Genomic DNA, 21632 nt, shown 5'->3' on the forward strand with positions numbered 1-21632 from the left:
GCCCGGGGTGCAAGGCAGGGCCGTCCAAGCCGCGAACCCGGTCCGTCGTCTCCTATAGAAAGAGCGCGGGTCCGCTGCTGCTGCCTTCGGGAAACTTCACCCCCACCTTGCGCACGCGCTGGTTCTCGATGGCGGCCACGATCCATACCAGGCCGTTCCACTCCACCAGGTCGCCGACGATGGGTTCGCCACCGATTTCGTGGGTGATGAAGGTGCCGAGTCGCTGGTTGCCGTCCACATTGCCCAGTTGCAGGCCGTACAGGGCCGCGACGGCGCTGAGTTCGGCATCGGCTTCCAGGACGAAGTCGCCAAAGAATCTCTGGGTCTGCTGCGGTGCCTGGCTGAACAGCCGGCCCAGGGCGGGCAGGTCGTGCTCATGGCCGACTACGCAGAGGATGTCGCCGGCTTCCAGGGTGGTACTGCCCGAAGGGTGCAGCAGGGTCTCGCCACGGAACAGCGCGGCGATGCGGGTACCCTCGGGCATCTTCAGTTCGCGTAGCGCCGCGCCGATGCACCATTTCTCGGCGCCCAGGCGATAGATGAACAGCTCCCACTCGCTGGTGGGGTGCACCTGCAGGCCGGCGCGGGAGAAGGGCGCCGGCTCCGGGGGGACGGTCACCTTCAGCAGCTTGGCCGCTAGCGGCAGGCTGGAGCCCTGTACCAGCAGCGACACCAGCACGATGAAGAAGGCTACGTTGAAGAACAGCTGCGCCTGGGGCAGACCGGCCATCATCGGGAACACCGCGAGGATGATGGGCACGGCGCCGCGCAGGCCGACCCAGGCGATGAAGGCCTTCTCACGGTCGTGGAAGGCGCGGAAGGGCAGCAGGCCAATGGCCACCGACAGCGGGCGGGCCACCAGGATCATCCATAGCGCCAAACCCAGGGCGGGCAGGGCGATGGGCAGCAGGTTATGCGGCTCCACCAGCAGGCCCAGCACCAGGAACATGCCGATCTGCGCCAGCCAGGCCATGCCGTCGAGCATGTGCAGCATGCTGTGCCGGCTGCGAATCGGCCGGTTGCCCAGCAGCAGGCCAGCCAGGTACACGGCGAGGATGCCGCTGCCGTGGGCGGCGTTGGTCAGGGCGAAGATCAGCAGGCCGCCGCTGATGGCCAGTAGCGGATAGAGGCCGTCGGCCAGGTGGATACGGTTGATCAGTTGCAGCAGCAGCCAGCCGCCGCCCAGGCCGATGATGCCGCCGATGGCGAATTCACTGACGAAGTGACCGAGCAAGCTCCAGGTGAAACCGGTCTGGCCGCTGGCGAGCATCTCGATGAGGGTGACGGTGAGGAACACCGCCATGGGATCGTTGCTGCCCGACTCGATCTCCAGGCTGGCGGTGACCCGTTCGTTGAGGCCGCGGCCACCGAGCAGGGAGAATACCGCAGCGGCATCGGTGGAGCCGACGATGGCGCCGATCAGCAGGCCTTGCAGCAGGCTGAGATTGAACAGCCAGGCCGCGGCGAGGCCAGTCAGGCCGGTGGTGATCATCACCCCCACGGTGGCCAGCGACAAGGCCGGCCAGAGTGCCACCCGGAAACTCGACACCCGGGTGCGCATGCCGCCGTCTAGCAGGATCACCGCCAGGGCCAGGTTGCCGACCAGGTAGGCCATCGGATAGTTGTCGAAGGCGATGTGCCCGGGTCCGTCGACCCCGGCGAACATGCCGACCACCAAGAAGATCACCAGGATCGGGATGCCGATCCGCGAGGAAATCGAGCTGACCAGAATCGACAGGCCGATCAGCACCGCACCGATCAAGAACAAGCTGTTGATGGTGACGGCGTCCAAGCGCGACTCCTATGGCAAAGGATTGAAGAACCTGGGGATTTAACCCGCTGGGCGGCCGGGGTGTCAAAGCGCAGCGCCGCTGGCGGTGGAGGAAGACGGTACACTGTAGGGCTGACGCTGGAGTATCCCATGAATTACCGACACGCCTTCCACGCCGGCAACCACGCCGACGTCTTCAAGCACGCCACCCTGCTGCGCCTGGCCGCCTTGCTGGCGCGCAAGGAAGCCCCCTTTGTCTATCTGGACAGTCATTCCGGTGTCGGTCGCTACGACCTGGCCGGCGACCAGGCCAGCCGTACCGACGAATGGCGCGAGGGTATCGGCCGGCTCTGGGGGTTGGAAAACGCGCCCGCGGCCTTTGCCGGCTACCGCGAGGCGGTGGCGGCGCTCAATCCCGACGGTGCCCTGCGTTACTACCCCGGCTCGCCCGAATTGATGCGCCAGGCCCTGCGACCCCAGGACCGGTTGCTGCTCAACGAGCTGCATCCCGAAGACGGGCGGTTGCTCAAGGAGAACATGGCGGGCGATCGTCGCGTGGCGGTGCACCAGAAGGACGGCTGGTTGTTGCCGCGCGCGCTGCTGCCGGTGAACGAGCGACGGGCCCTGCTGCTGATCGATCCGCCCTTCGAGAAGGCCGACGAGCTGGAGCGTTGCGTCAAGGCGGTGCAGGAGGCCATCGGCCGCATGCGCCAGACGGTGATCGCCCTCTGGTATCCGATCAAGGATCGTCGCCAGCTCAAGCGCTTCTATGCCGGGCTGCAGGGCAGTGGCGCACCCAAGCTGTTGCAGGCGGAATTGCTGATCCGTGCGGCGGATGATCCCGGTCGTCTCAATGGCTCCGGCCTCGCCATCGTCAATCCGCCCTGGGGGCTGGAGGAAGAGCTGCGCGAGCTGCTGCCCTGGTTGGCCGCGCACCTGGCTCAGGGCGAAGGTAGCTGGCAGTTGGATTGGTTGATTGCGGAATAGATGTAGGCTGGATTGAGGCGGCTCTAGCGCCGGGAGCCCCACAGGGTGGTGCTGAGCCTGGCGCTGTTGGGCTTCGCTGTGCTCAACCCAACCTACGAGAGCGACCTGGCGTAGGTTGGGTTGAGGCGGCTCTACCGCCGAAGCCCAACAGGGAGCCGCTAGCGCGGCTCGGGATCAGACCGCCAGGCTCGGTGGCAGGCAGACGCCGGTACCGGCCAGGCCGCAATAGCCGTTGGGATTCTTCGCCAGATACTGCTGATGGTAGGCCTCGGCGTAATAGAAGGGCGGTAGCGGGGCGATCTCGGTGGTGATCTCGCCATAACCCGCCTCGGCCAGCTTGGCCTGGAAGGCGGCTTGGCTGGCCTCGAAGGCTTCGCGCTGGCGCTCGTCGGTGTAGTACAGCGCCGAGCGGTACTGGGTGCCGACATCGTTGCCCTGGCGCATGCCCTGGGTCGGATCGTGGGCTTCCCAGAAGATCTTCAGCAGCGCTTCCAGCGAGGTTTGCGCCGGGTCGAACACCACCAGCACCACCTCGGTATGGCCGGTCAGGCCCGAGCAGACCTCTTCGTAGGTCGGGTTGGGCGTGTGCCCGCCGGCATAGCCCGCAGCGGTGGTCCAGACGCCCGGCTGCTGCCAGAAGCGCCGTTCCACGCCCCAGAAACACCCCATGCCGACGACCAGGCTTTGCAGCCCGGTGGGGAAGGGTGCCTTGAGCGGATGGCCGTTGACGAAATGCGCCTCGGGTACCGCCAGGGGTGTTTCCCGGCCGGGGAGTGCCTGGTCGGCGGAGGGCAGATGGGTCTTCTTGGTCAAGATTTCGGAACGCAGGACCATGGGTTACCTCGTTGGAAAGGCCTGGCGAAACACCCAGTGTACGCAAATCGCCCAGGCAGGGTCGGTGCCGCTCGGCAGCTCAGAGCATCGGTAGATAACGCGCCAGGGCGGTATCGAGTTGCTCGGCCGGGATCGGCTTGTCGAACAGATAACCCTGGCCGATATCGCAGCGGTGATGACGCAGGAAGGCCAGCTGTTCGGTCGTCTCGATGCCCTCGGCAACCACCTGCAACCGCAGGTTGTGGGCCATGGCGATCACCGCGGAGGTGATTTCCATGTCGTCCTGGTTGTCCGGGATGTCCTTGATGAAACTCCTGTCGATCTTGATGATGTCGATGGGGAATTTTTTCAAGTAGCTGAGCGACGAGTAACCGGTGCCGAAGTCGTCCATCGCCAGGCTCATGCCCAGGCGCTTGAGGGCTTCCAGGGTTTCGCGGGTAGCGTCGGTGGCATCCAGCAGCAGGCTTTCGGTGAGCTCCAGTTCCAGGCGCTGGGGGGCGATGCCTTCTTCTTCGAGGATGGTGACGAAGGACTGCACCAGATCCGGATCGGTGAATTGCTTGGGCGACAGGTTGATGGCGATCTGCAGGTCGCCGAAGCCCGCGGCATCCAACTGGTGCAACTGGCGGCAGACCTCGCGGATCACCCACTTGCCGATGGGCACGATGAGACCGGTTTCCTCGGCGACGCTGATGAACTGGTCCGGCCGGATCATGCCCTTTTCCGGATGCTGCCAGCGGATCAGGGCTTCCAGGCCAAGCAACTTGGCGCGCTTGAGGCAGACCTTGGGCTGGTAGTGCATCAGCAGCTCGTTCTGCTCCAGCGCACGGCGCAAATTGTTCTGCATGAACAGCTTGTGGCTGACCTCGGCGATCAGTGCCTCGGTGAACACCTGGACCTGATGGCCGCCATTGGCCTTGGCCCGGTGCAGGGCGAGACCGGCGTGCTTGATCAGGGTCTGCGGATCCGTCTCGTGCGGCCGCGCGGTGGTCAGGCCGATCGAGCAACTGATCAGGGTGGGGTGACCTTCTACATACAGAGGCGGATCGAGGGCGACCAGGGTGTCGCGCGCCAGAGCGGCCGCGGCGACCGCGTCCATCCCTTCGAGCAGGACGGCGAATTCGTTGCTGGCGATACGGGCGATCAGCGCGCTCTTGCCCAGCGCCGTGCGCAGGCGGCGGGCCAGGCCAACCAGCAACTGGTCGCCGATGTGGTGTCCGAGGCTATCGTTGACCCGCTTGAAGTTGTCGATGTCCACCAGCAGCAGCGAGTGCTCGCGATTGGCGTTGGACTGTTCCAGGCGGGCTTCCAGGCGGGCGATGAAATGGTTGCGGTTGGCCAGGCCCGTGAGGCTGTCGCGGAAGACCACCTCGTCGTTTTGTTGCTGGGCGAAGCGGATCTTGCTGGTGTTCTGGAAGATCCCCAAATAGCCCTGCAGCTCGCCGTTGGGTTGCAGGATCTTGGACAGCGACAGCATGCCCCAGTAGCTTTCGCCATCGCGCCGGTAGCAGCGTAGTTCGCCTTGCCAGCTGTCCTGGTGCGCGAGACGTTGCCAGGCTTCGTAGAGCAGCTCGCTCCAGTTTTCCAGCGCGGGCAGGGCTTCGATGAGGGTGCCCTGGATCCGGGTGTTGGGGTAGCCGGTAATCCGGGTGAAGCTGTCGGTGGCATGTTCCAGGCGGCCATCGGCGTCCAGCAGCAGGAAGGCGTCGGTACTGGCTTCCATCACCCGGGTGAGCGGATGGCCGCGCTCCGGTGGCCGCTCTTGACCGTGCACCAGCGCAGCCAGGCAATCCGCCAGGTCGCGGGCGAAGCCGACGTCTCCGGCTTCCCAGGTGGCAGCCTGGGCACGGCGCAGGCACAGCAGGCCGGTCAGGGTGTCGTCATGGATCAGGGCGACATCGAGGGCGGTACCGGCGGCCGTGTTCGGTGGCTGCAGTACCTGGCTGGCATCTTCGATCAAGCCCTGCTCGCGCAAGCGCCTTTGATGATCGCTGCACGGCGTCGTTATCCGCTCGTCACTGGTCAGACAGGTCAGGCCGTTGTCGTCGAGGCGCCATAGGCTCACCTGGTCGACGGTGAAGGCGGCAGGGCCATGGCTAAGCAGGAGTTTCGCAAGCTCGCTGTCCGAGGGGGGCTTGCGCACCGCACAGCGGGACAGCTCCAGCAGCAGCGTCTGCCGCGCCTGCGCCAGTACCAACCGCTGTTTGTCCAAGTCCTGGATTTCCTGCAGCAGCGCCAGGGTGGAACGCAGGGCCAGGGTATGGGCTTCCCATTCGCCGGTCAGTGCCTCGTTGCCCATCACCCGCAATAGATAGCCGCGCAGCAGGGGACGCCCATGGCGTTGCAGGCTTTCTCCCACCTCTATGACGTGATAGGGGGCATCGGGCGAGTGGAACAGGTAACTGACCTGGTAGCTGCCGTGTTCGGCGAGCTGCAGCTGGATGTCCTCGTGCAGGCGATGCCGCACGCTGGGCTCCATCAGGCTGGCGTAGGGGGCGTCGATCAAGGAGCACAACGCCTGCGCGGGGAGGCCGAGGCTGGTTTCGCAGCGCGGATCGAGGTAGAGCATCGCCCAGGAGGCTTCGTTCAGACGCTCGAAGCGCAGCAAGCCCAACCGAGCAGGAGCGCTCAGGGCGCCTGCTTGATCGGCTACCGCGGCATCGGCAGCGTCGGAGTGAATACTCATGCGCGTGTTCGCGTCCTTGTGAAGACGGATGGATACCCTTGGGTTATCGGAAAGGGCAGGTAAATCATTAATCCTTTTTCCTTTCCGCCACTGGCGATATCAGATGACTAATAAGGGTGCCCGATGAGGCCGGGTACACACAAGTAGGCGCCGAGCGGCCATCCTACCGTTTCAATCGACCATAAGACAGAAACCCCGCACGAGCGGGGTTTCTTATTTTTTGTCAGGAAGCGGTAGCCGAGTCGGCTACCGTCCTGTTTGGCTTATAGCAGCAGCCCGCGGATTTCCGCCAGCAGATCGCCCAGGCGCTTGGTGAAGCGCGCCGCGGCGGCCCCGTTGATCACGCGGTGATCGTAGGACAGCGACAGCGGCAGCATCAGGCGCGGCTGGAAGGCCTTGCCGTCCCAGACCGGCTGCATGCTGGCCTTGGACACGCCGAGGATCGCCACTTCCGGGGCATTGACGATCGGCGTGAAGCCGATACCGCCGATGTGGCCCAGGCTGGAGATGGTGAAGCAGGCGCCCTGCATGTCGTCGCCGCTGAGCTTCTTGGTCCGCGCCTTTTCCGCCAGTTGGGCGGCTTCGGCGGCGAGTTGCAGGAGGCTCTTCTGGTCGACGTTGCGGATGACCGGGACCAGCAGACCGTCCGGGGTGTCCACGGCGAAGCCGATGTGCACGTACTTCTTGCGGATCACCGCCTTGCCGCTGGGCGCCAGGGAGGCGTTGAAGTCCGGCAACTCCTTGAGCACATGGGCACAGGCCTTGAGCAGGAACGGCAGGATGGTCAGCTTGACGCCGGCCTTTTCCGCCACGGCTTTCTGGCCGACGCGGAAGGCTTCCAGCTCGGTCACGTCGGACTGGTCGAACTGGGTGACGTGGGGCACGTTCAACCAGCTGCGATGCAGGTTGGCGGCACCGACCTGCATGAGGCGCGTCATCGGCACCTCTTCGATCTCGCCGAACTTGCTGAAGTCCACGGTGGGGATCGGCGGGATGCCGGCGCCACCGGTGGCACCCGCAGCCGCGGCCGGGGCCGCCTTGCTCTTCTGCAGCTGATCCTTGACGTAGGTCTGGACGTCTTCCTTGAGGATGCGGCCCTTGGGACCGGTCGGGGTGACCTCGCCCAGGTCGACGCCGAATTCGCGGGCGACCATGCGCACCGCCGGACCGGCGTGGACCTTCTTGCCCTTGCCAGCGGCAGGCGCGCTGGCGGGAGCGGTGGCCTTGGCCGGAGCCGCGGCTTTCTTCTCGGGCGCCGGGGCGCTGGCAGCGTTGCCCGCAGCCGGCTTGGCCGCGGCACCGGCCACCTTCAGAGTCAGGATCAGATCGCCGGTCTTGGCCTGGTCGTTGACCTTAATGGCGACGCTTTCCACCACGCCCGCCTTGGGCGCCGGGATTTCCATGCTGGCCTTGTCGGACTCCAGCACGATCAGCGACTGCTCGGCCTTGACTTGGTCACCGGCCTTGACCAGCACCTCGATGACGTTGGCGCTGCCGGTGGAGCCGATGTCGGGGACCTTGATCTCCTCGACCGATTCACCGGCCGGCTCGGCGGCGGCTTCCTCGTGCAGCTCGGGCTCGGCGGCTTCCTTCGCGGGCTTGTCGCCAGCGGTGGAGGCGACGCTCTTGCTCGGCTTGGCATTGGCGGCGCCCTTGAGCACCAGGATCAGATCGCCGGTGCCCACTTCGTCGCCGACCTTGACGGAAACGCTCTCCACCACGCCAGCGGCGGGGGAGGGGATTTCCATGCTGGCCTTGTCGGATTCCAGGGTGATCAGCGTCTGCTCGGCGGCGATGGTGTCGCCGGGCTTGACCGCCACCTCGATGATGCTGGCCTTGCCGCTGGAGCCGATGTCCGGAACGTGGATCTCCTGGGACTCGCCTTCACCGGCGGACGCCGAAGCGTCCTCGTCGCCGGCCGGCGTCGGGGTTTCGCTTTCCTCGACCTGGGTCTGCTTGGACTCGGCCTTGGGTTCGGCGGCGGGTTCGCTACCGGAGGCAGCGTCGTCACCTTCCAGGTCGATCAGCAGATCACCGGTCTTGAGGGTGTCGCCGACCTTGATGTGCAGGGCGGCGATCTTGCCGGCCTTGGGGGCCGGGATCTCCATGCTGGCCTTGTCGGACTCCAGCACCACCAGGCTCTGTTCGGCCTCGACGGTATCGCCGACCTTCACCAGCAGCTCGATGACTTCGCCGTCGCCACTGCCGATGTCGGGTACGCGGATGGTCTCGCTCACAATTGTTTCCTCTTATCCGTGTGCCGCATCAGCAATCCAGGGGATTGCGCTTCTCGGTGTCGATGCCGAACTTGGTGATGGCGTCGGCCACGACCTTGCGTTCCAGCTTGCCTTGGTTGGCCAGCGCCTGCAGAGCGGCGACGGCGACCCAACGGCGGTCGACCTCGAAGTGATCACGCAGCTTCTTGCGGCTGTCGCTGCGACCGAAGCCGTCGGTACCCAGCACCTGGAATTCGGTGGGGACCCACTGGCGGATCTGGTCGGCGAACAGCTTCATGTAGTCGGTGGAGGCGATGACCGGACCCTGGCGCTCGCCCAGGCACTGCTCGACGTAGGTCAGGCGGCGCTCTTCCAGCGGGTGCAGGCGGTTCCAGCGATCCACGGCCAGGCCTTCACGGCGCAGTTCGTTGAAGCTGGTGACGCTCCAGATGTCGGCGCCGACGCCCATCTCGCGCAGCAGGCTCGCGGCAGCGCGGACCTCGTTGAGGATGGTGCCCGAGCCCAGCAGCTGGACGCGGTGCTTGAAGTCGCCTTTCTCTTCTTCCAGCAGGTACATGCCCTTGATGATGCCTTCCTCGACACCTTCGGGCATGGCCGGCTGCTGGTAGTTCTCGTTCATCACGGTGATGTAGTAGAAGACGCTCTGCTGCAGTTCCATCATCTGATGGATGCCTTCGCGCATGATCACCGCCAGCTCGTAGGCATAGGTGGGATCGTAGCTGCGGCAGTTGGGGATGGTGCCGGCCAGGATGTGGCTGTGACCGTCCTCGTGCTGCAGGCCTTCACCGTTCAGGGTGGTGCGGCCGGAGGTGCCGCCGAGCAGGAAGCCGCGGGTCTGGGCATCGCCCGCCGCCCAGGCCAGGTCGCCGATGCGCTGGAAGCCGAACATCGAATAGAAGATGTAGACCGGCAGCATTGGCTGGTTGTAGTTGCTGTAGGCGGTACCGGCGGCGATGAAGGAGGACATGGCGCCGGCCTCGTTGAGGCCTTCCTGGAGGATCTGGCCATCCTTCTCTTCGCGGTAGTACATCACCTGGTCGCGGTCGACCGGCTCATAGAGCTGGCCGTGGGGCGAGTAGATGCCCAGCTGGCGGAACATGCCTTCCATGCCGAAGGTACGGGCCTCGTCGGCGAGGATGGGCACGATGCGCTTGCCCAGGTCCTTGTCCTTGACCAGTTGCGACAGGATGCGGCCGAAGGCCATGGTGGTGGAGATCTCGCGATCGCCGGAGCCGTCCAGCACCGCCTTCAGGGTGTCCAGCGGCGGGGTGGGGATGCTGATGCTGCGGGCGCGACGCTGGGGCAGGTGGCCGCCCAGGGCTTCGCGGCGGCTCATCAGGTACTTCATCTCGGCGCTGTCGTCGGCCGGGCGATAGAAGGGCAGCTCGCTGAGCTGGGAGTCGTTCAGCGGGATGTCGAAGCGATCGCGGAATTTCTTCAGCGACTCCACATCGACCTTCTTGGTGTTGTGCGCGGTGTTCTTGGCTTCGCCCGCACCGGTGCCGTAGCCCTTGATGGTCTTGGCCAGGATGACGGTGGGCTGGCCCTTGTGGTTGACCGCCTGGTGGTAGGCCGCATAGACCTTGTAGGGGTCGTGACCGCCACGGTTGAGCTTCCAGATCTCGTCGTCGGACAGGTCCTCGACCATCTTGAGCAGCTCGGGATTGGCGCCGAAGAAGTGCTTGCGCACATAGGCACCGTCTTTGGCCTTGTAGTTCTGGTATTCACCGTCGACCACGGCGTCCATGCGCTGCTGCATGCGACCTTCGGTGTCGCGGGCGAACAGCGGGTCCCACATGCGGCCCCAGAGGACCTTGGTGACGTTCCAGTCGGCGCCGCGGAAGATGCCTTCCAGTTCCTGGACGATCTTGCCGTTGCCGCGTACCGGGCCGTCGAGGCGCTGCAGGTTGCAGTTGATGACGAAGATCAGGTTGTCGAGGTTCTCGCGGCCGGCCAGGGAGATGGCACCCAGGGTTTCCGGCTCGTCGCACTCGCCGTCGCCGATGAAGCACCAGACCTTCTGCTTGCCGGCCGGGATGTAGCCGCGGTTCTCCAGGTACTTCATGAAGCGGGCCTGGTAGATGGCGGTGATGGGGCCCAGACCCATGGAGACGGTCGGGAACTGCCAGAAGTCGGGCATCAGGTGCGGGTGCGGGTAGCTCGACAGGCCCTTGCCGTCCACTTCCTGGCGGAAGTTGTTCATCTGGTCTTCGGAGAGGCGGCCTTCCAGGAAGGCACGGGCGTAGACGCCGGGCGAGGCGTGGCCCTGATAGTAGATCAGGTCGCCGCCGTGCTCTTCGTTGGGCGCTTTCCAGAAATAGTTGAAGCCGATGTCATAGAGGGTGGCGCTGGAGGCGAAGGTGGAGATGTGGCCACCCAGATCCGGATCCTTGAGGTTGGCGCGCATGACCATCGCCAGGGCATTCCAGCGGACCAGCGAGCGGATACGGCGCTCCATGAACAGGTCGCCCGGCATATGGGCTTCCTTGGTCACTGGAATGGTGTTGCGATAGGGGGTGGTGATGGAGTAGGGCAGCTGGGTACCACTGCGGGTGGCCAGTTCGCCCATGCGGGTCATCAGATAATGAACGCGCTCCTCGCCTTCGTGGTCGAGGACGGACTCCAGGGCGTCCAGCCATTCCTGGGTTTCGACGGGATCGAGATCTTGCATGGCTTGCTCCAGGGCGGAAAGGCTTCCAGAATCGGTCGCCTCAGGGTCGCCGCCGGCCTCTTGGGGGCAGCGAAAATTCTTGGATTTATGACCGGACGGTTCCGATCGGCGTGTAGTTTTACTACAAATTCAATTTCGTTTCAGCTCTCGGCTGAAATGGATAAAAAACAATTCGACGTTTGTCGAACGCTCTGCTCCAGGGCTCGCGAACTCCGAACCGCGGACATGGAAACGGTTCCCGCTCGGACCGGGTGGTCCGTCGGAATGTCCCCGGAATCGGCGGCGTAGCAGGGGTGGCGGGGTTCGACTGTCTTTGCGCAGGACTGCCCATGATACCGCCTCTTCGTCCCGATCTGCCTCCTACTCTCGTCGCATGCGCCGACCTCGCCGAGCGCCGCCTGGGCGAAGCTCTGGCCGGCGAGTCGACTGCTGCCGCTCGGCATGCGCAGTGGTCCGCGCCGTTGCGCGCGGAATGGCGGCGGGTGGCTGCGCTCAGTGATTTCGTCGTCGAGCAATTCTGTCGCCTGCCCGAGCCCTGCCTGGCACTGGTCGACAGCGGTGCCCTGCACCAGGCGCTGGCGCCGGGGGAGATGGCGCAGCGGCTGCGCGAGGTGCTGGCGGACTGCCCGGACGAAGCCGAGTTGGGGCGGCGCTTGCGGCGTTTCCGCATGCTGCAGCAGGTACGCATCGTCTGGCGCGACCTGACCCGCCAGGCCGACCTGGTGGAAACCTGCCGCGACCTCAGCGACCTGGCCGATGCCTGCATCGACCAGGCCTGCGCCTGGCTGTACGCCCAGCAGTGCGCCCAGTTCGGCGTGCCGACCGGTCAATATAGTGGCGAGCCGCAGCAGTTGGTGGTGCTGGGCATGGGTAAGCTGGGCGCGGGCGAACTCAATCTGTCCTCCGACATCGACCTGATCTTCGCCTATGGCGAGGCGGGCGAGACGCGCGGGGCGCGGCGCGAGCAGGACAACCAGGAATTCTTCACCCGGCTCGGCCAGCGGCTGATCAAGGCGCTGGACGCCGTCACCGTGGACGGCTTCGTCTTCCGCGTCGACATGCGTCTGCGCCCCTATGGCAGCGCCGGCGCCCTGGTGCTGAGCTTCGCGGCCATGGAACTCTATTATCAGGACCAGGGGCGCGACTGGGAGCGCTACGCCATGATCAAGGCGCGGGTGGTCGGTGGCGACCAGGCCAGTGGCGCCGAATTGCTGACCCTGTTGCGGCCCTTCGTCTATCGGCGTTACCTGGATTTCTCCGCCATCGAAGCCTTGCGCAGCATGAAGCAGCTGATCCGGCAGGAGGTGCGCCGGCGCGGCATGACCGACAACGTCAAGCTGGGCGCGGGTGGCATCCGCGAGGTGGAGTTCATCGCCCAGGCTTATCAGCTGATCCACGGCGGGCGTGATCCGGTACTGCAACAGCGGCCGCTGCTCAAGGTGCTGACCAGCTTGCGCGAGCGAGGCTATCTGCCGGCGTCGGCCGAAGCCGAGTTGCGCGAAGGCTATGGTTTTTTGCGTTATGTCGAGCATGCCTTGCAGGCCATCGCCGATCAGCAGACCCAGACCCTGCCGGTGGACCCCCAGAACCGGGCTCGGGTGGCCTTCCTGATGGGCTACGCCGACTGGGACGCCTTCTATGCGGCACTAGACGGCTGGCGTACGCGCGTCGATTGGCATTTCCAGCAGACCATCGCCGATCCGGAGGAAGAAGCCCAGAGCGCCGAGCTGGAAGACAGCTGGCTGCCATTATGGGAAGACCTGCTCGACCCCGAGGAAAGCCTGGCGCGTTTGCGCAAGGCGGGTTTCCAGGCACCGGAGCAGGCGCTGGAGTTGCTGGCGCAGTTGCGCGCCAGTGGCCAGGTGCGGGCCATGCAGCGCGCCGGTCGCGAACGGCTGGATGCCTTCATGCCGCGCCTGCTGGATGCGGTGAGCGTCGACGAGCAGCCCGACCGGGCGCTGGAGCGGGTGTTGCCGTTGGTGGAGGCGGTGGCGCGGCGCTCCGCCTATCTGGTCCTGCTCAGCGAGAATCCGCCGGCATTGGCGCGACTGTTGGAACTCTGCGGCGCCAGCGCCTGGGTAGCCGAGCAGATCGCCCGCTATCCGGCGCTGCTCGATGAATTGCTCAACGAAGGCCGGCTCTACAATCCGCCGCAGAAGCCGGAGCTGGCCGCCGAGTTGCGCGAGCGGCTGATGCGCCTGCCCGAAGAAGACCTGGAACAGCAGATGGACGTGCTGCGCCACTTCAAGCGCGCCCATAGCCTGCGGGTGGCGGCGGCGGAGATCGTCGGCAGCCTGCCCTTGATGAAGGTGAGCGACTACCTCACCTGGCTGGCCGAGGTGATTCTCGCCGAGGTGTTCGGCCTGGCCTGGCGCCAACTGGTGCAGCGCCACGGCACCCCCCAGCGCCGCGATGGCTCGCCCTGCCAGCCGGACTTCATCATCGTCGGCTACGGCAAGGTCGGCGGCATCGAGCTGGGGCATGGCTCGGACCTCGACCTGGTGTTCATCCACGATGCCGATCCCCTGGCCGAGAGCGATGGCGCCAAGCCCCTGGATGGCGCCCAGTTTTTCAATCGCCTTGGTCAACGCATCATCCATCTGCTCACCACCACCACCCCGGTGGGTACCCTCTATGAAGTGGACATGCGCCTGCGGCCGTCCGGCGCGGCGGGGCTGCTGGTCAGCTCGCTGGAGGCCTTCGAGCGCTACCAGGGCAGCGAGGCCTGGACCTGGGAGCACCAGGCCCTGGTGCGGGCGCGGGTAGTGGCGGGTTGCCCGCGGCTGGGCGAGCGCTTCGACGCCGTGCGGGCGCGGATCCTGGGGCGGCAGCGGGAGCTGGCGACGCTGCGGGCCGAGGTGGCCAGCATGCGCGACAAGATGCTCGACAACCTCGGCACCGCGGTCACCGCCGGTGGCCTGGGACCGAACGCGCGCCGGCCGGAGCAGCTGTTCGACCTCAAGCAGGATGCCGGCGGTATCGTCGATATCGAATTTATGGTCCAATATGCCGTTCTGGCCTGGTCGTGGCAGCACCCCGAATTGCTGCGTTTTCCCGACAATATCCGCATCCTGGAATCCCTCGAAGCGGTCGGTCTGTTACCGGCCACGGACGCCATCGCCCTGCGCGAAGCCTACAAGGTCTACCGCGCCGCGATGCACCGCCTGGTCTTGCAGAAACAGCCGGGCAAGGTGCCGGCCGATGGCTTTCTCGCCGAGCGCGACGAAGTGCGCCGCATCTGGCACGGCCTGGGGTTGGACGCACCGTCTGGCAATCCGGCTACCTTTTAGGCCGCCATCAGTTAGGAGAGTCAAGATGTCGATGTCCGAGCGGGACCTTTCGATCAGGCAGGGCCTGATGTGGCTGGAGTCGGTCACCCGCTAGGTGCCGACCGCCTGCCAACATGAATATTCTGATCATCGGACCCAGTTGGGTCGGCGACATGGTGATGGCGCAGACCCTCTTCGTCTGCCTCAAGCGCCAGCACCCCGACTGCCAGATCGACGTCCTCGCGCCCGAGTGGAGTCGCCCGTTGCTTGAGCGCATGCCCGAGGTGCGCGAGGCGCTGAGTTTTCCCCTCGGTCATGGCGCTTTCGAACTGGCCACTCGCCGGCGTATCGGCCAGCAACTGCGCGGTCGCTACGACCAGGCGATCCTGCTGCCCAATTCGCTGAAGTCGGCGCTGGTGCCTTATTTCGCCGGTATCCCCAAGCGCACCGGTTGGCGCGGCGAAATGAGATTCGGCCTGCTCAACGACATCCGCACCCTGGACAAGGCCCGTTATCCGTTGATGATCGAGCGCTTCATGGCGCTGGCCTATGCCCCGGGTACCGCCTTGCCCAAACCCTATCCCGAGCCGCGACTGGCCATCGACCCGGCCAGCCGCGACGCCGCCCTGGAGCGCTTCGGTCTGAGCCTGGACCGGCCGGTGCTGGCGCTCTGCCCGGGCGCCGAATTCGGCGAGGCCAAGCGCTGGCCAGCCGAGCACTACGCCGCCGTGGCCGATGCCCGGCTGCGGCAGGGCTGGCAGGTATGGCTATTCGGCTCGCAAAAGGACGCCCCCGGTGGCGAGGAGATCCGCGAGTGGGTCACCCCTGGCCTGGAAGACGATGTCTATAACCTCGCCGGGCGCACCTCCCTGGCCGAGGCCATCGATCTGCTGTCCTGCGCCAGCGCGGTGGTCAGCAACGACTCGGGCCTGATGCACGTGGCCGCCGCCCTGGATCGCCCGCTGGTAGCTGTTTATGGCTCCACCTCGCCGGGCTTCACGCCGCCGCTGGCTAGCCAGGTGGAAACGGTGCGCCTGGGGCTGGAGTGCAGTCCCTGCTTCGACCGCACCTGCCGCTTCGGCCATTACGATTGCCTGCGCCTGCTTCAGCCGAGTCAGGTGCAGGACGCCCTCGGCCGCCTGGTCGCCGATCCGGTCGAGGTAGGCTAGATGCGTGTTCTGCTGATCAAGACTTCGTCCCTGGGCGATGTCATCCATACCCTGCCGGCGCTGACCGATGCCGCCCGGGCCATCCCCGGCATCTGCTTCGACTGGGTGGTGGAGGAGGGATTCGCCGAGATTCCTGCTTGGCACCCGGCAGTGGGTCAGGTGATCCCGGTGGCCCTGCGCCGCTGGCGCAAGCAACCCTTTTCCGCCTGGGCCAGCGGCGAATGGGGCGAATTCAAGAACCGGGTGCGCGAGCAGGCCTACGACCGGGTGATCGATGCCCAGGGTCTGCTCAAGAGTGCCTGGCTGACCCGCTATGTGAATGCGCCGGTGGCCGGTCTCGACCGCCATTCGGCGCGCGAGCCGCTGGCCAGTCGCTTCTACGATGAGCGCTACCACGTGGCCAAGGGGCAGCATGCCCTGGAGCGGGTACGTCAGCTGTTCGCCCAGGCGCTGGACTATCCGCTGCCGAACTCGGTGGGCGACTACGGGCTGGATCGGCACCGCCTGGCCGGACCCAACGAGACGCCCTATGTGGTCTTCCTGCACGGTACCACCTGGGTCAGCAAGCATTGGCCCGAGGCCCACTGGCGCGAACTGGCCGAACGCATGAGCCGGCTGGACTGGCCGGTGCGGCTGCTGTGGGGCAACGAGGCGGAGCACGCCCGTGCCGAACGCATCGCCGACGGCCTGGATGGCGTCCAGGTGCTGCCGCGCCTGAATCTCGCCGGGGTGGCCAAGGTGCTGGCCGGCGCCCGAGCCTGCGTGGCGGTGGATACTGGTCTCGGCCACCTGGCGGCCGCCCTGGACGTGCCCACCGTTTCGCTCTATGGCCCGACCAGTCCGAAGAAGGTCGGCGCCTATGGCCGCTCCCAGGTACATCTGAGCGCCGTGGGCCTGGACGGCACCGACGAGCCGCGCGATCAGCCGGCCGCGAGCCTCGCCGCCCTGACCCCGGAGCGGGTCGAACTGGAACTGGAAACCCTGCTGTTGGAAGACCTCCCCGCATGACCCTGGCTTTCGTGCTCTACAAGTACTTTCCCTTCGGCGGTCTGCAGCGGGACTTCCTGCGCATCGCCCAGGAATGCCAGCGCCGCGGCCACGCCATCCGCGTCTACACCCTGATCTGGGAAGGCGCGGTGCCGGAGGGCTTCGACGTGCGGGTGGCCAAGGTCAGCGCTCTGTTCAATCACAGACGCAACGAGAAATTCCACGCCTGGCTGCAGGCCGATCTGGCCCGCGATCCGGTGGATAGAGTCATCGGCTTCAACAAGATGCCCGGGCTGGACGTCTACTACGCCGCCGATCCCTGCTTCGAGGACAAGGCCCAGACCCTGCGCAATCCGCTGTATCGCCAGTGGGGTCGCTATCGCCACTTCGCCGAATACGAGCGGGCGGTGTTCGCCCCCGAGTCGCGCACCAAGATCCTGATGATCTCCGAGGTGCAGCAGCCGCTGTTCGTCAAGCACTACGGGACGCCCGCGCCGCGTTTCCATCTCTTGCCACCGGGCATCGCCGCCGACCGTCGCGCCCCGGCCAATGCCGCCGAGATCCGTGCCGACTTCCGCCGCGAATTCGGTCTGGAAGAGGGCGAATTGCTGCTGGTACAGATCGGCTCCGGCTTCAAGACCAAGGGGCTGGATCGCAGCCTGCGGGCGCTGGCATCTCTGCCCAAGGAATTGCGCCGCCGCACCCGACTGTTCGCCATTGGCCAGGACGATCCCAAGCCCTTCATCCTCCAGGCCAAGGCGCTGGGCGTGAGTGATCGGGTACAGATCCTCAAGGGGCGTAGCGACATCCCGCGCTTCCTGCTCGGCGCCGACCTGCTGATCCACCCGGCCTATAACGAGAATACTGGCACCGTGCTCCTGGAGGCGCTGGTCGCCGGGCTGCCGGTGCTGGTCACCGACGTCTGCGGCTACGCCCACTACATCGACGAGGCACGCGCCGGCGAAGTGGTGCCGTCGCCCTTCGCCCAGGAGACCCTGGATCGGATGCTCGCCGAGCTGTTGGCCGATCCCGAGCGCCGCGCGGTGCAGGGGCGCAATGGCCTGGCCTTCGCCGACAGCGCCGATCTCTATTCGCTGCCCGAGCGCGCCGCCGACGTCATCCTGGGGGTGGCATGACCCTGGAATTGCGCGAGCCCTTCGCCAGCCGCTGGGCTGGCCAGGACCCCTTCGTCGCCGTGGAGGCCTTGCAGGGCCAGGTATTCCGCGAGCTGGATGGGCGCCGGACCCTGCGCACCGAGGTGGCCGGGCGCGGCTATTTCGTCAAGATCCACCGCGGCATCGGCTGGGGCGAGATCGCCAAGAATCTGCTGCAATTCAAGCAACCGGTGCTGGGTGCGCGCCAGGAGTGGCAGGCCATCGCGCGACTGCACCAGGTGGGCGTGCCGACCATGACCGCCGTGGCCTTCGGCGATCGTGGCGCCAATCCGGCGACCCAGCATTCCTTCATCATCACCGAGGAACTGGCACCCACCGTCAGCCTCGAGGATTTCAGCCTCGACTGGAGTCGCCAGCCGCCGGAGCCGGCGCTCAAGCGCGCCTTGATCGCCGAGGTGGCGCGCATGACCGGTACCATGCACCGCGCCGGGGTCAATCACCGCGACTGCTATATCTGCCATTTCCTGCTCGACACCGCCCAGCCGGTCACGGTGGCCAATCTACGGCTCTGGCTGATCGACCTGCACCGCGCACAGTGCCGGACGCAGATACCCCGGCGCTGGCGCGATAAGGACCTGGCCGGACTGTATTTCTCCGCCTTGGGCATCGGCCTGACGCGGCGGGACTTCCTGCGTTTCCTACGCGGATATTTCCAGCGGCCACTGCGCGAGATCCTGCGCGACGAGGCCCCGCTGCTGGCGCGTCTCGAACGCAAGGCCGCCGCGCTGCTGGAGCGCAAGGAGCGCTACGGGGATCTGCTCTGATGGCTGACTGGCGGATCGATTCCAGCGTTGCCCATCTCCCCGAGTTCGCCACCCTGGAAGCGGTGTTCGCTCTTGCGGGCGAGCGGCTGACCAGCGATCCGCTGTCGGAAGTGATCCGTATCGAGCGCGACGGCATCCGCTACTACGTCAAGCGCTACCACGGCGCCGGCAAGGGGCTGCGGCGTTATGTGGGGCGGCCGCGGGTCAAGGCCGAGTGGCAGAATCTCAAGCGCTTCGCCAAATGGGGTATCGCCACCGCACCGGTGGTGGGCTGGGGCCTGGAGCGCTCGCCGCGTGGCTTCACCCGTGGCGCCATGATCACCCGGGAGATTCCTGACACCCTGGATCTCGCCGAGCTGGCGCGGCGCGAGGATCCGCGGCTGCGCGACCGGCGCTGGGTGGACAACATCAGCCGCCAGTTGGCCGCGGCGACCCGTACCCTGCACGACCACCATTTCGTCCACAACGATCTCAAGTGGCGCAACCTGCTGGTGGATGGCCAGGGCGTGCTCTATTTCATCGATTGCCCGGGCGGCGCCTTCTGGGTCGGCCACTGGCTGCGCTGGCGCATCGTCAAGGACCTGGCCTGCCTGGACAAGGTAGCCAAGTACCAGCTCTCGCGCACCCAGCGTCTCAGGTTCTATCTGCAATACCGCGGTCGCCCGCGGCTCAGCGACAATGACAAGGGGCGCATCTGCGAGGTGCTGGACTATTTCAAGGGGCGGGAATGAACGACTGGTGGGCGGCCGAGGACAAGGCCGTGCTGGCCGGCGCTGGCCTGGACAGCTTCGCGGCGCTATGGGCGCTGGAGCTGCCGGCGGTGGACGAACCCAACCGGGGGCGCGGCGGCTTCAGCCAGGTGTTTCGCCTGGACGTGGCCGGTCACGGCTACTACCTCAAGCGGCAGCGTGATTACCTGACTCGGACCCTGGCCCGCCCGCTGGGCGAGCCCACCTTCGCTCGCGAGAGTCGCAACATCCGCCGCTACGCTGAACTCGGCATCCCGGCGCTGGAGCTGGCCTACTATGGCGAGCGACGGGATGCCGAGGGCTGGCGCGCCATCCTGCTGACCCGCGCTCTGGATGACTGGCGCGATCTCGACAGTTGGCTGCGCGTCTGGCCGCACCTGTCGCCCGACGAACGCGATGCGGTGCTCGTCGCCGTCGGTGAACTGGCCCGGCGGCTGCACGCCGCCGGCCAGGTCCACGGCTGCTTCTATCCCAAGCACCTCTTCCTGCAGCGCCAGGGCGAAGGCCTGGTCGCGCGTCTGATCGATCTGGAAAAGACCCGGCCGTTGCTGTTTGGCCGGCGTGATCGCCTGCGTGATCTCGAACCCCTGCTACGCCGCGCGCCGCAGTGGCGTGAGGCGGATGTCGCACTCCTGCTGGCCAGCTATCTGCAACAACCCCTGGATAGCGCCGCGGTACGAGACTGGAGCCAACGGCTGGCCGGACGGCGCCGACACAAGGAGCGTAAGGCATGACCCTGGAACAACTCGCCAAGGCCGGCCGCGCCCCGGCGCTGCCGCTCAGGATCGAACTACCCGGCGGCGAGCTGGAGCTGCGCTCGTTGCTGCGGGTGTTGCCCGGTCAGCGCTATGTCGGCGAAGCGCTCTGGCAGGGCCGCCGGGTATTGGCCAAGTTGCTGGTGGGCGAGCGCGCCGCCCGGCAATTCGCTCGCGAGCGCGAGGGCTGTCGTCTGCTGGCGGCAGCCGCGGCGCCCACGCCCGCGTTGCTGGAGAGTGGCGAGGCGAGCGGGCAGGGCGCCTGGCTACTGTTCGACTTCATCGAGGCCGCGCCCAGCGTCGACCAGCTCTGGCAGCAGATCGCCGGCGAGCCGCCGCTGTCGCCCGCGCAGGACGATTTGCTTGGCGCGGCGCTGGCCACCCTGGCCCGGCTCCATGCCCAGGGCCTCTGGCAAGCCGATCTGCACCTGGACAACCTGCTGGTCAAGGACGGTGTGGCCCTGGTGATAGATGCCGCGGACATCCAGGCCGAGACGGTCGGTCAGCCGCTGTCCCAGGCGCGGGTGCAGGAAAATCTGGCGGTGTTCTTCGCCCAGTTGCCGGCCGCCCTGGATGCCCAGCTGGAAGAGCTGTTGATTCACTACCTGCTGGTCAACGCCGAGCACGCCCTGCGCCTCGATGCGTTGCTGGCCCGTACCGCCGAGATCCGCCGCTGGCGGCTGGCGGATTACCTGAAGAAGAGCGGCCGGGAGTGCACCCTGTTCGCCGTCACCCGCGGCGCCTTCGGCCTGATCGCCGTCCGCCGCCGCTGGCTGGCCATCCTGGAAGGTCTGATCGCCGAACCGGACGCCGCTCTGGCCGGACTGCCGACCTTCAAGGACGGCGGCGCCGCCACCGTGGCGCGGCTGCAGTGGCAGGGCCAGGATCTGGTGCTCAAGCGTTACAACATCAAGGGCTTCGGCCACTGGCTGACCCGCTTCTGGCGGCCCAGCCGGGCCTGGCACAGCTGGCGCGAAGGGCATCGGCTACTGTTCCTCGGCATCCCCACGCCCGAACCCCTGGCCGTGCGCGAGCGACGTTTTCTTGGTCTGCGCGGACGCGCCTATCTGGTGACGCCTTACCTCGCGGGTCCCAATCTACTGGAGCGCTTCGCGCCCTATGTCGATTCCGCCCCGCCCGCGGCGGAACTGGACGCCCTGCTGGCCCTGGTCGATGCCCTGCGTCGTGAGCGACTCGGGCATGGCGACTTCAAGGGGACCAATCTGATCTGGCACGACGACCGCTGGCAGGTGATCGACCTCGATGCCTTGCAGGCGCATACCAGCGACCAGGCCTATGCCCGCGCCTATGCCCGTGATCGCGCCCGGCTGCTGCGTAACTGGCCGGTTGGTAGCGCCCTGTATCAGTTGCTCGATAGCCGTCTACCACCGGCCTAAGCGCTGATCGTTCGATAACCGACCCGTTTCGCTCGGAAATGTACTGGTTGGTTAATTAGCTGGCTACCTTTGTGGCAGAATGCCGCAGCCTGAGGGGCCCCGCTAGGGCGGTTGGTCTGCGCGATACGTCCGGCACCTATAACGAGATCCAAGAACGGACCCGCCAGTGGCGGGCTTCTGG

At 66.2% G+C, this 21632-nt stretch carries 14 protein-coding genes; 9 read left to right on the forward strand and 5 right to left on the reverse strand.

The features are described 5' to 3' along the window. Positions 1 to 52 precede the first annotated feature (52 nt). Positions 53 to 1792: a potassium/proton antiporter gene (locus tag CCZ28_RS21100; protein ID WP_140220723.1), complete on the reverse strand. Its 1740-nt coding sequence runs from the start codon at positions 1790 to 1792 to the stop codon at positions 53 to 55. Between the two features lie 129 nt (positions 1793 to 1921). Between CCZ28_RS21100 and CCZ28_RS21105 the strand changes: the two genes are divergently transcribed. Beyond that, positions 1922 to 2758, forward strand: a complete 837-nt coding sequence (locus tag CCZ28_RS21105) for a 23S rRNA (adenine(2030)-N(6))-methyltransferase RlmJ (protein WP_140220724.1) — start codon at positions 1922 to 1924, stop codon at positions 2756 to 2758. Positions 2759 to 2932: 174 nt separating this feature from the next. Here the strand turns inward: CCZ28_RS21105 and msrA are convergent, their stop codons facing one another. The 4 genes from msrA to aceE form a co-directional block, all read right to left on the reverse strand. Continuing rightward, complete coding sequence (gene msrA / locus CCZ28_RS21110; protein ID WP_140220725.1) at positions 2933 to 3592, reverse strand: peptide-methionine (S)-S-oxide reductase MsrA; 660 nt, start codon at positions 3590 to 3592, stop codon at positions 2933 to 2935. Between the two features lie 79 nt (positions 3593 to 3671). Further along, positions 3672 to 6278, reverse strand: a complete 2607-nt coding sequence (locus CCZ28_RS21115; RefSeq protein ID WP_140220726.1) for a putative bifunctional diguanylate cyclase/phosphodiesterase — start codon at positions 6276 to 6278, stop codon at positions 3672 to 3674. Positions 6279 to 6541: 263 nt separating this feature from the next. Next, on the reverse strand, positions 6542 to 8515 hold the full coding sequence (aceF, locus tag CCZ28_RS21120) for a dihydrolipoyllysine-residue acetyltransferase (RefSeq protein WP_140220727.1): 1974 nt from the start codon (positions 8513 to 8515) through the stop codon (positions 6542 to 6544). A 28-nt stretch (positions 8516 to 8543) separates the two neighbouring features. Beyond that, complete coding sequence (aceE, locus tag CCZ28_RS21125; RefSeq protein ID WP_140220728.1) at positions 8544 to 11186, reverse strand: pyruvate dehydrogenase (acetyl-transferring), homodimeric type; 2643 nt, start codon at positions 11184 to 11186, stop codon at positions 8544 to 8546. A gap of 329 nt (positions 11187 to 11515) precedes the next feature. Between aceE and glnE the strand changes: the two genes are divergently transcribed. From glnE to CCZ28_RS21165, 8 genes are all read left to right on the forward strand, one after another. Then, positions 11516 to 14476, forward strand: coding sequence for a bifunctional [glutamate--ammonia ligase]-adenylyl-L-tyrosine phosphorylase/[glutamate--ammonia-ligase] adenylyltransferase (gene glnE, locus CCZ28_RS21130; RefSeq protein WP_140220729.1), 2961 nt, complete (start codon positions 11516 to 11518; stop codon positions 14474 to 14476). A 113-nt stretch (positions 14477 to 14589) separates the two neighbouring features. Beyond that, the gene (waaF, locus tag CCZ28_RS21135; protein WP_140220730.1) at positions 14590 to 15624 is read left to right on the forward strand and encodes a lipopolysaccharide heptosyltransferase II; all 1035 of its coding nucleotides are present in this window, start codon (positions 14590 to 14592) and stop codon (positions 15622 to 15624) included. Beyond that, positions 15625 to 16632, forward strand: coding sequence for a lipopolysaccharide heptosyltransferase I (gene waaC / locus CCZ28_RS21140; RefSeq protein WP_140220731.1), 1008 nt, complete (start codon positions 15625 to 15627; stop codon positions 16630 to 16632). It begins immediately after the preceding gene. Further along, positions 16629 to 17747, forward strand: a complete 1119-nt coding sequence (locus CCZ28_RS21145; protein WP_140220732.1) for a glycosyltransferase family 4 protein — start codon at positions 16629 to 16631, stop codon at positions 17745 to 17747. Before waaC ends, CCZ28_RS21145 begins: the two co-directional genes overlap by 4 nt. Continuing rightward, positions 17744 to 18550 (forward strand): lipopolysaccharide core heptose(I) kinase RfaP, encoded by an 807-nt coding sequence (gene rfaP, locus CCZ28_RS21150; RefSeq protein ID WP_140220733.1) that lies wholly within the window; start codon positions 17744 to 17746, stop codon positions 18548 to 18550. Before CCZ28_RS21145 ends, rfaP begins: the two co-directional genes overlap by 4 nt. Continuing rightward, a complete protein-coding gene (locus tag CCZ28_RS21155; RefSeq protein WP_140220734.1) occupies positions 18550 to 19281 on the forward strand; it encodes a lipopolysaccharide kinase InaA family protein in 732 nt (243 codons plus the stop codon). Before rfaP ends, CCZ28_RS21155 begins: the two co-directional genes overlap by 1 nt. Continuing rightward, positions 19278 to 20033, forward strand: coding sequence for a lipopolysaccharide kinase InaA family protein (locus tag CCZ28_RS21160; RefSeq protein ID WP_140220735.1), 756 nt, complete (start codon positions 19278 to 19280; stop codon positions 20031 to 20033). The genes CCZ28_RS21155 and CCZ28_RS21160 overlap by 4 nt, the downstream gene beginning before the upstream one ends. Continuing rightward, positions 20030 to 21451: a lipopolysaccharide kinase InaA family protein gene (locus tag CCZ28_RS21165; RefSeq protein ID WP_140220736.1), complete on the forward strand. Its 1422-nt coding sequence runs from the start codon at positions 20030 to 20032 to the stop codon at positions 21449 to 21451. Before CCZ28_RS21160 ends, CCZ28_RS21165 begins: the two co-directional genes overlap by 4 nt. Positions 21452 to 21632 lie beyond the last annotated feature (181 nt).

Origin of the sequence: Pseudomonas oryzihabitans, assembly GCF_006384975.1 — a bacterium.
Lineage (GTDB): Bacteria > Pseudomonadota > Gammaproteobacteria > Pseudomonadales > Pseudomonadaceae > Chryseomonas > Chryseomonas psychrotolerans_B.

What these genes read in the sequence shown, in the direction of transcription:
- CCZ28_RS21160 (WP_140220735.1), top strand. Translation starts at nt 19,278, where the DNA reads ATGAACGACTGGTGGGCGGCCGAGGACAAGGCCGTGCTGGCCGGCGCT.
- CCZ28_RS21145 (WP_140220732.1), top strand. Translation starts at nt 16,629, where the DNA reads ATGACCCTGGCTTTCGTGCTCTACAAGTACTTTCCCTTCGGCGGTCTG.
- aceE (WP_140220728.1), bottom strand. Translation starts at nt 11,186, where the DNA reads ATGCAAGATCTCGATCCCGTCGAAACCCAGGAATGGCTGGACGCCCTG.
- CCZ28_RS21115 (WP_140220726.1), bottom strand. Translation starts at nt 6,278, where the DNA reads ATGAGTATTCACTCCGACGCTGCCGATGCCGCGGTAGCCGATCAAGCA.
- CCZ28_RS21165 (WP_140220736.1), top strand. Translation starts at nt 20,030, where the DNA reads ATGACCCTGGAACAACTCGCCAAGGCCGGCCGCGCCCCGGCGCTGCCG.
- CCZ28_RS21155 (WP_140220734.1), top strand. Translation starts at nt 18,550, where the DNA reads ATGGCTGACTGGCGGATCGATTCCAGCGTTGCCCATCTCCCCGAGTTC.
- msrA (WP_140220725.1), bottom strand. Translation starts at nt 3,592, where the DNA reads ATGGTCCTGCGTTCCGAAATCTTGACCAAGAAGACCCATCTGCCCTCC.
- CCZ28_RS21105 (WP_140220724.1), top strand. Translation starts at nt 1,922, where the DNA reads ATGAATTACCGACACGCCTTCCACGCCGGCAACCACGCCGACGTCTTC.
- waaC (WP_140220731.1), top strand. Translation starts at nt 15,625, where the DNA reads ATGCGTGTTCTGCTGATCAAGACTTCGTCCCTGGGCGATGTCATCCAT.
- glnE (WP_140220729.1), top strand. Translation starts at nt 11,516, where the DNA reads ATGATACCGCCTCTTCGTCCCGATCTGCCTCCTACTCTCGTCGCATGC.
- waaF (WP_140220730.1), top strand. Translation starts at nt 14,590, where the DNA reads ATGAATATTCTGATCATCGGACCCAGTTGGGTCGGCGACATGGTGATG.
- rfaP (WP_140220733.1), top strand. Translation starts at nt 17,744, where the DNA reads ATGACCCTGGAATTGCGCGAGCCCTTCGCCAGCCGCTGGGCTGGCCAG.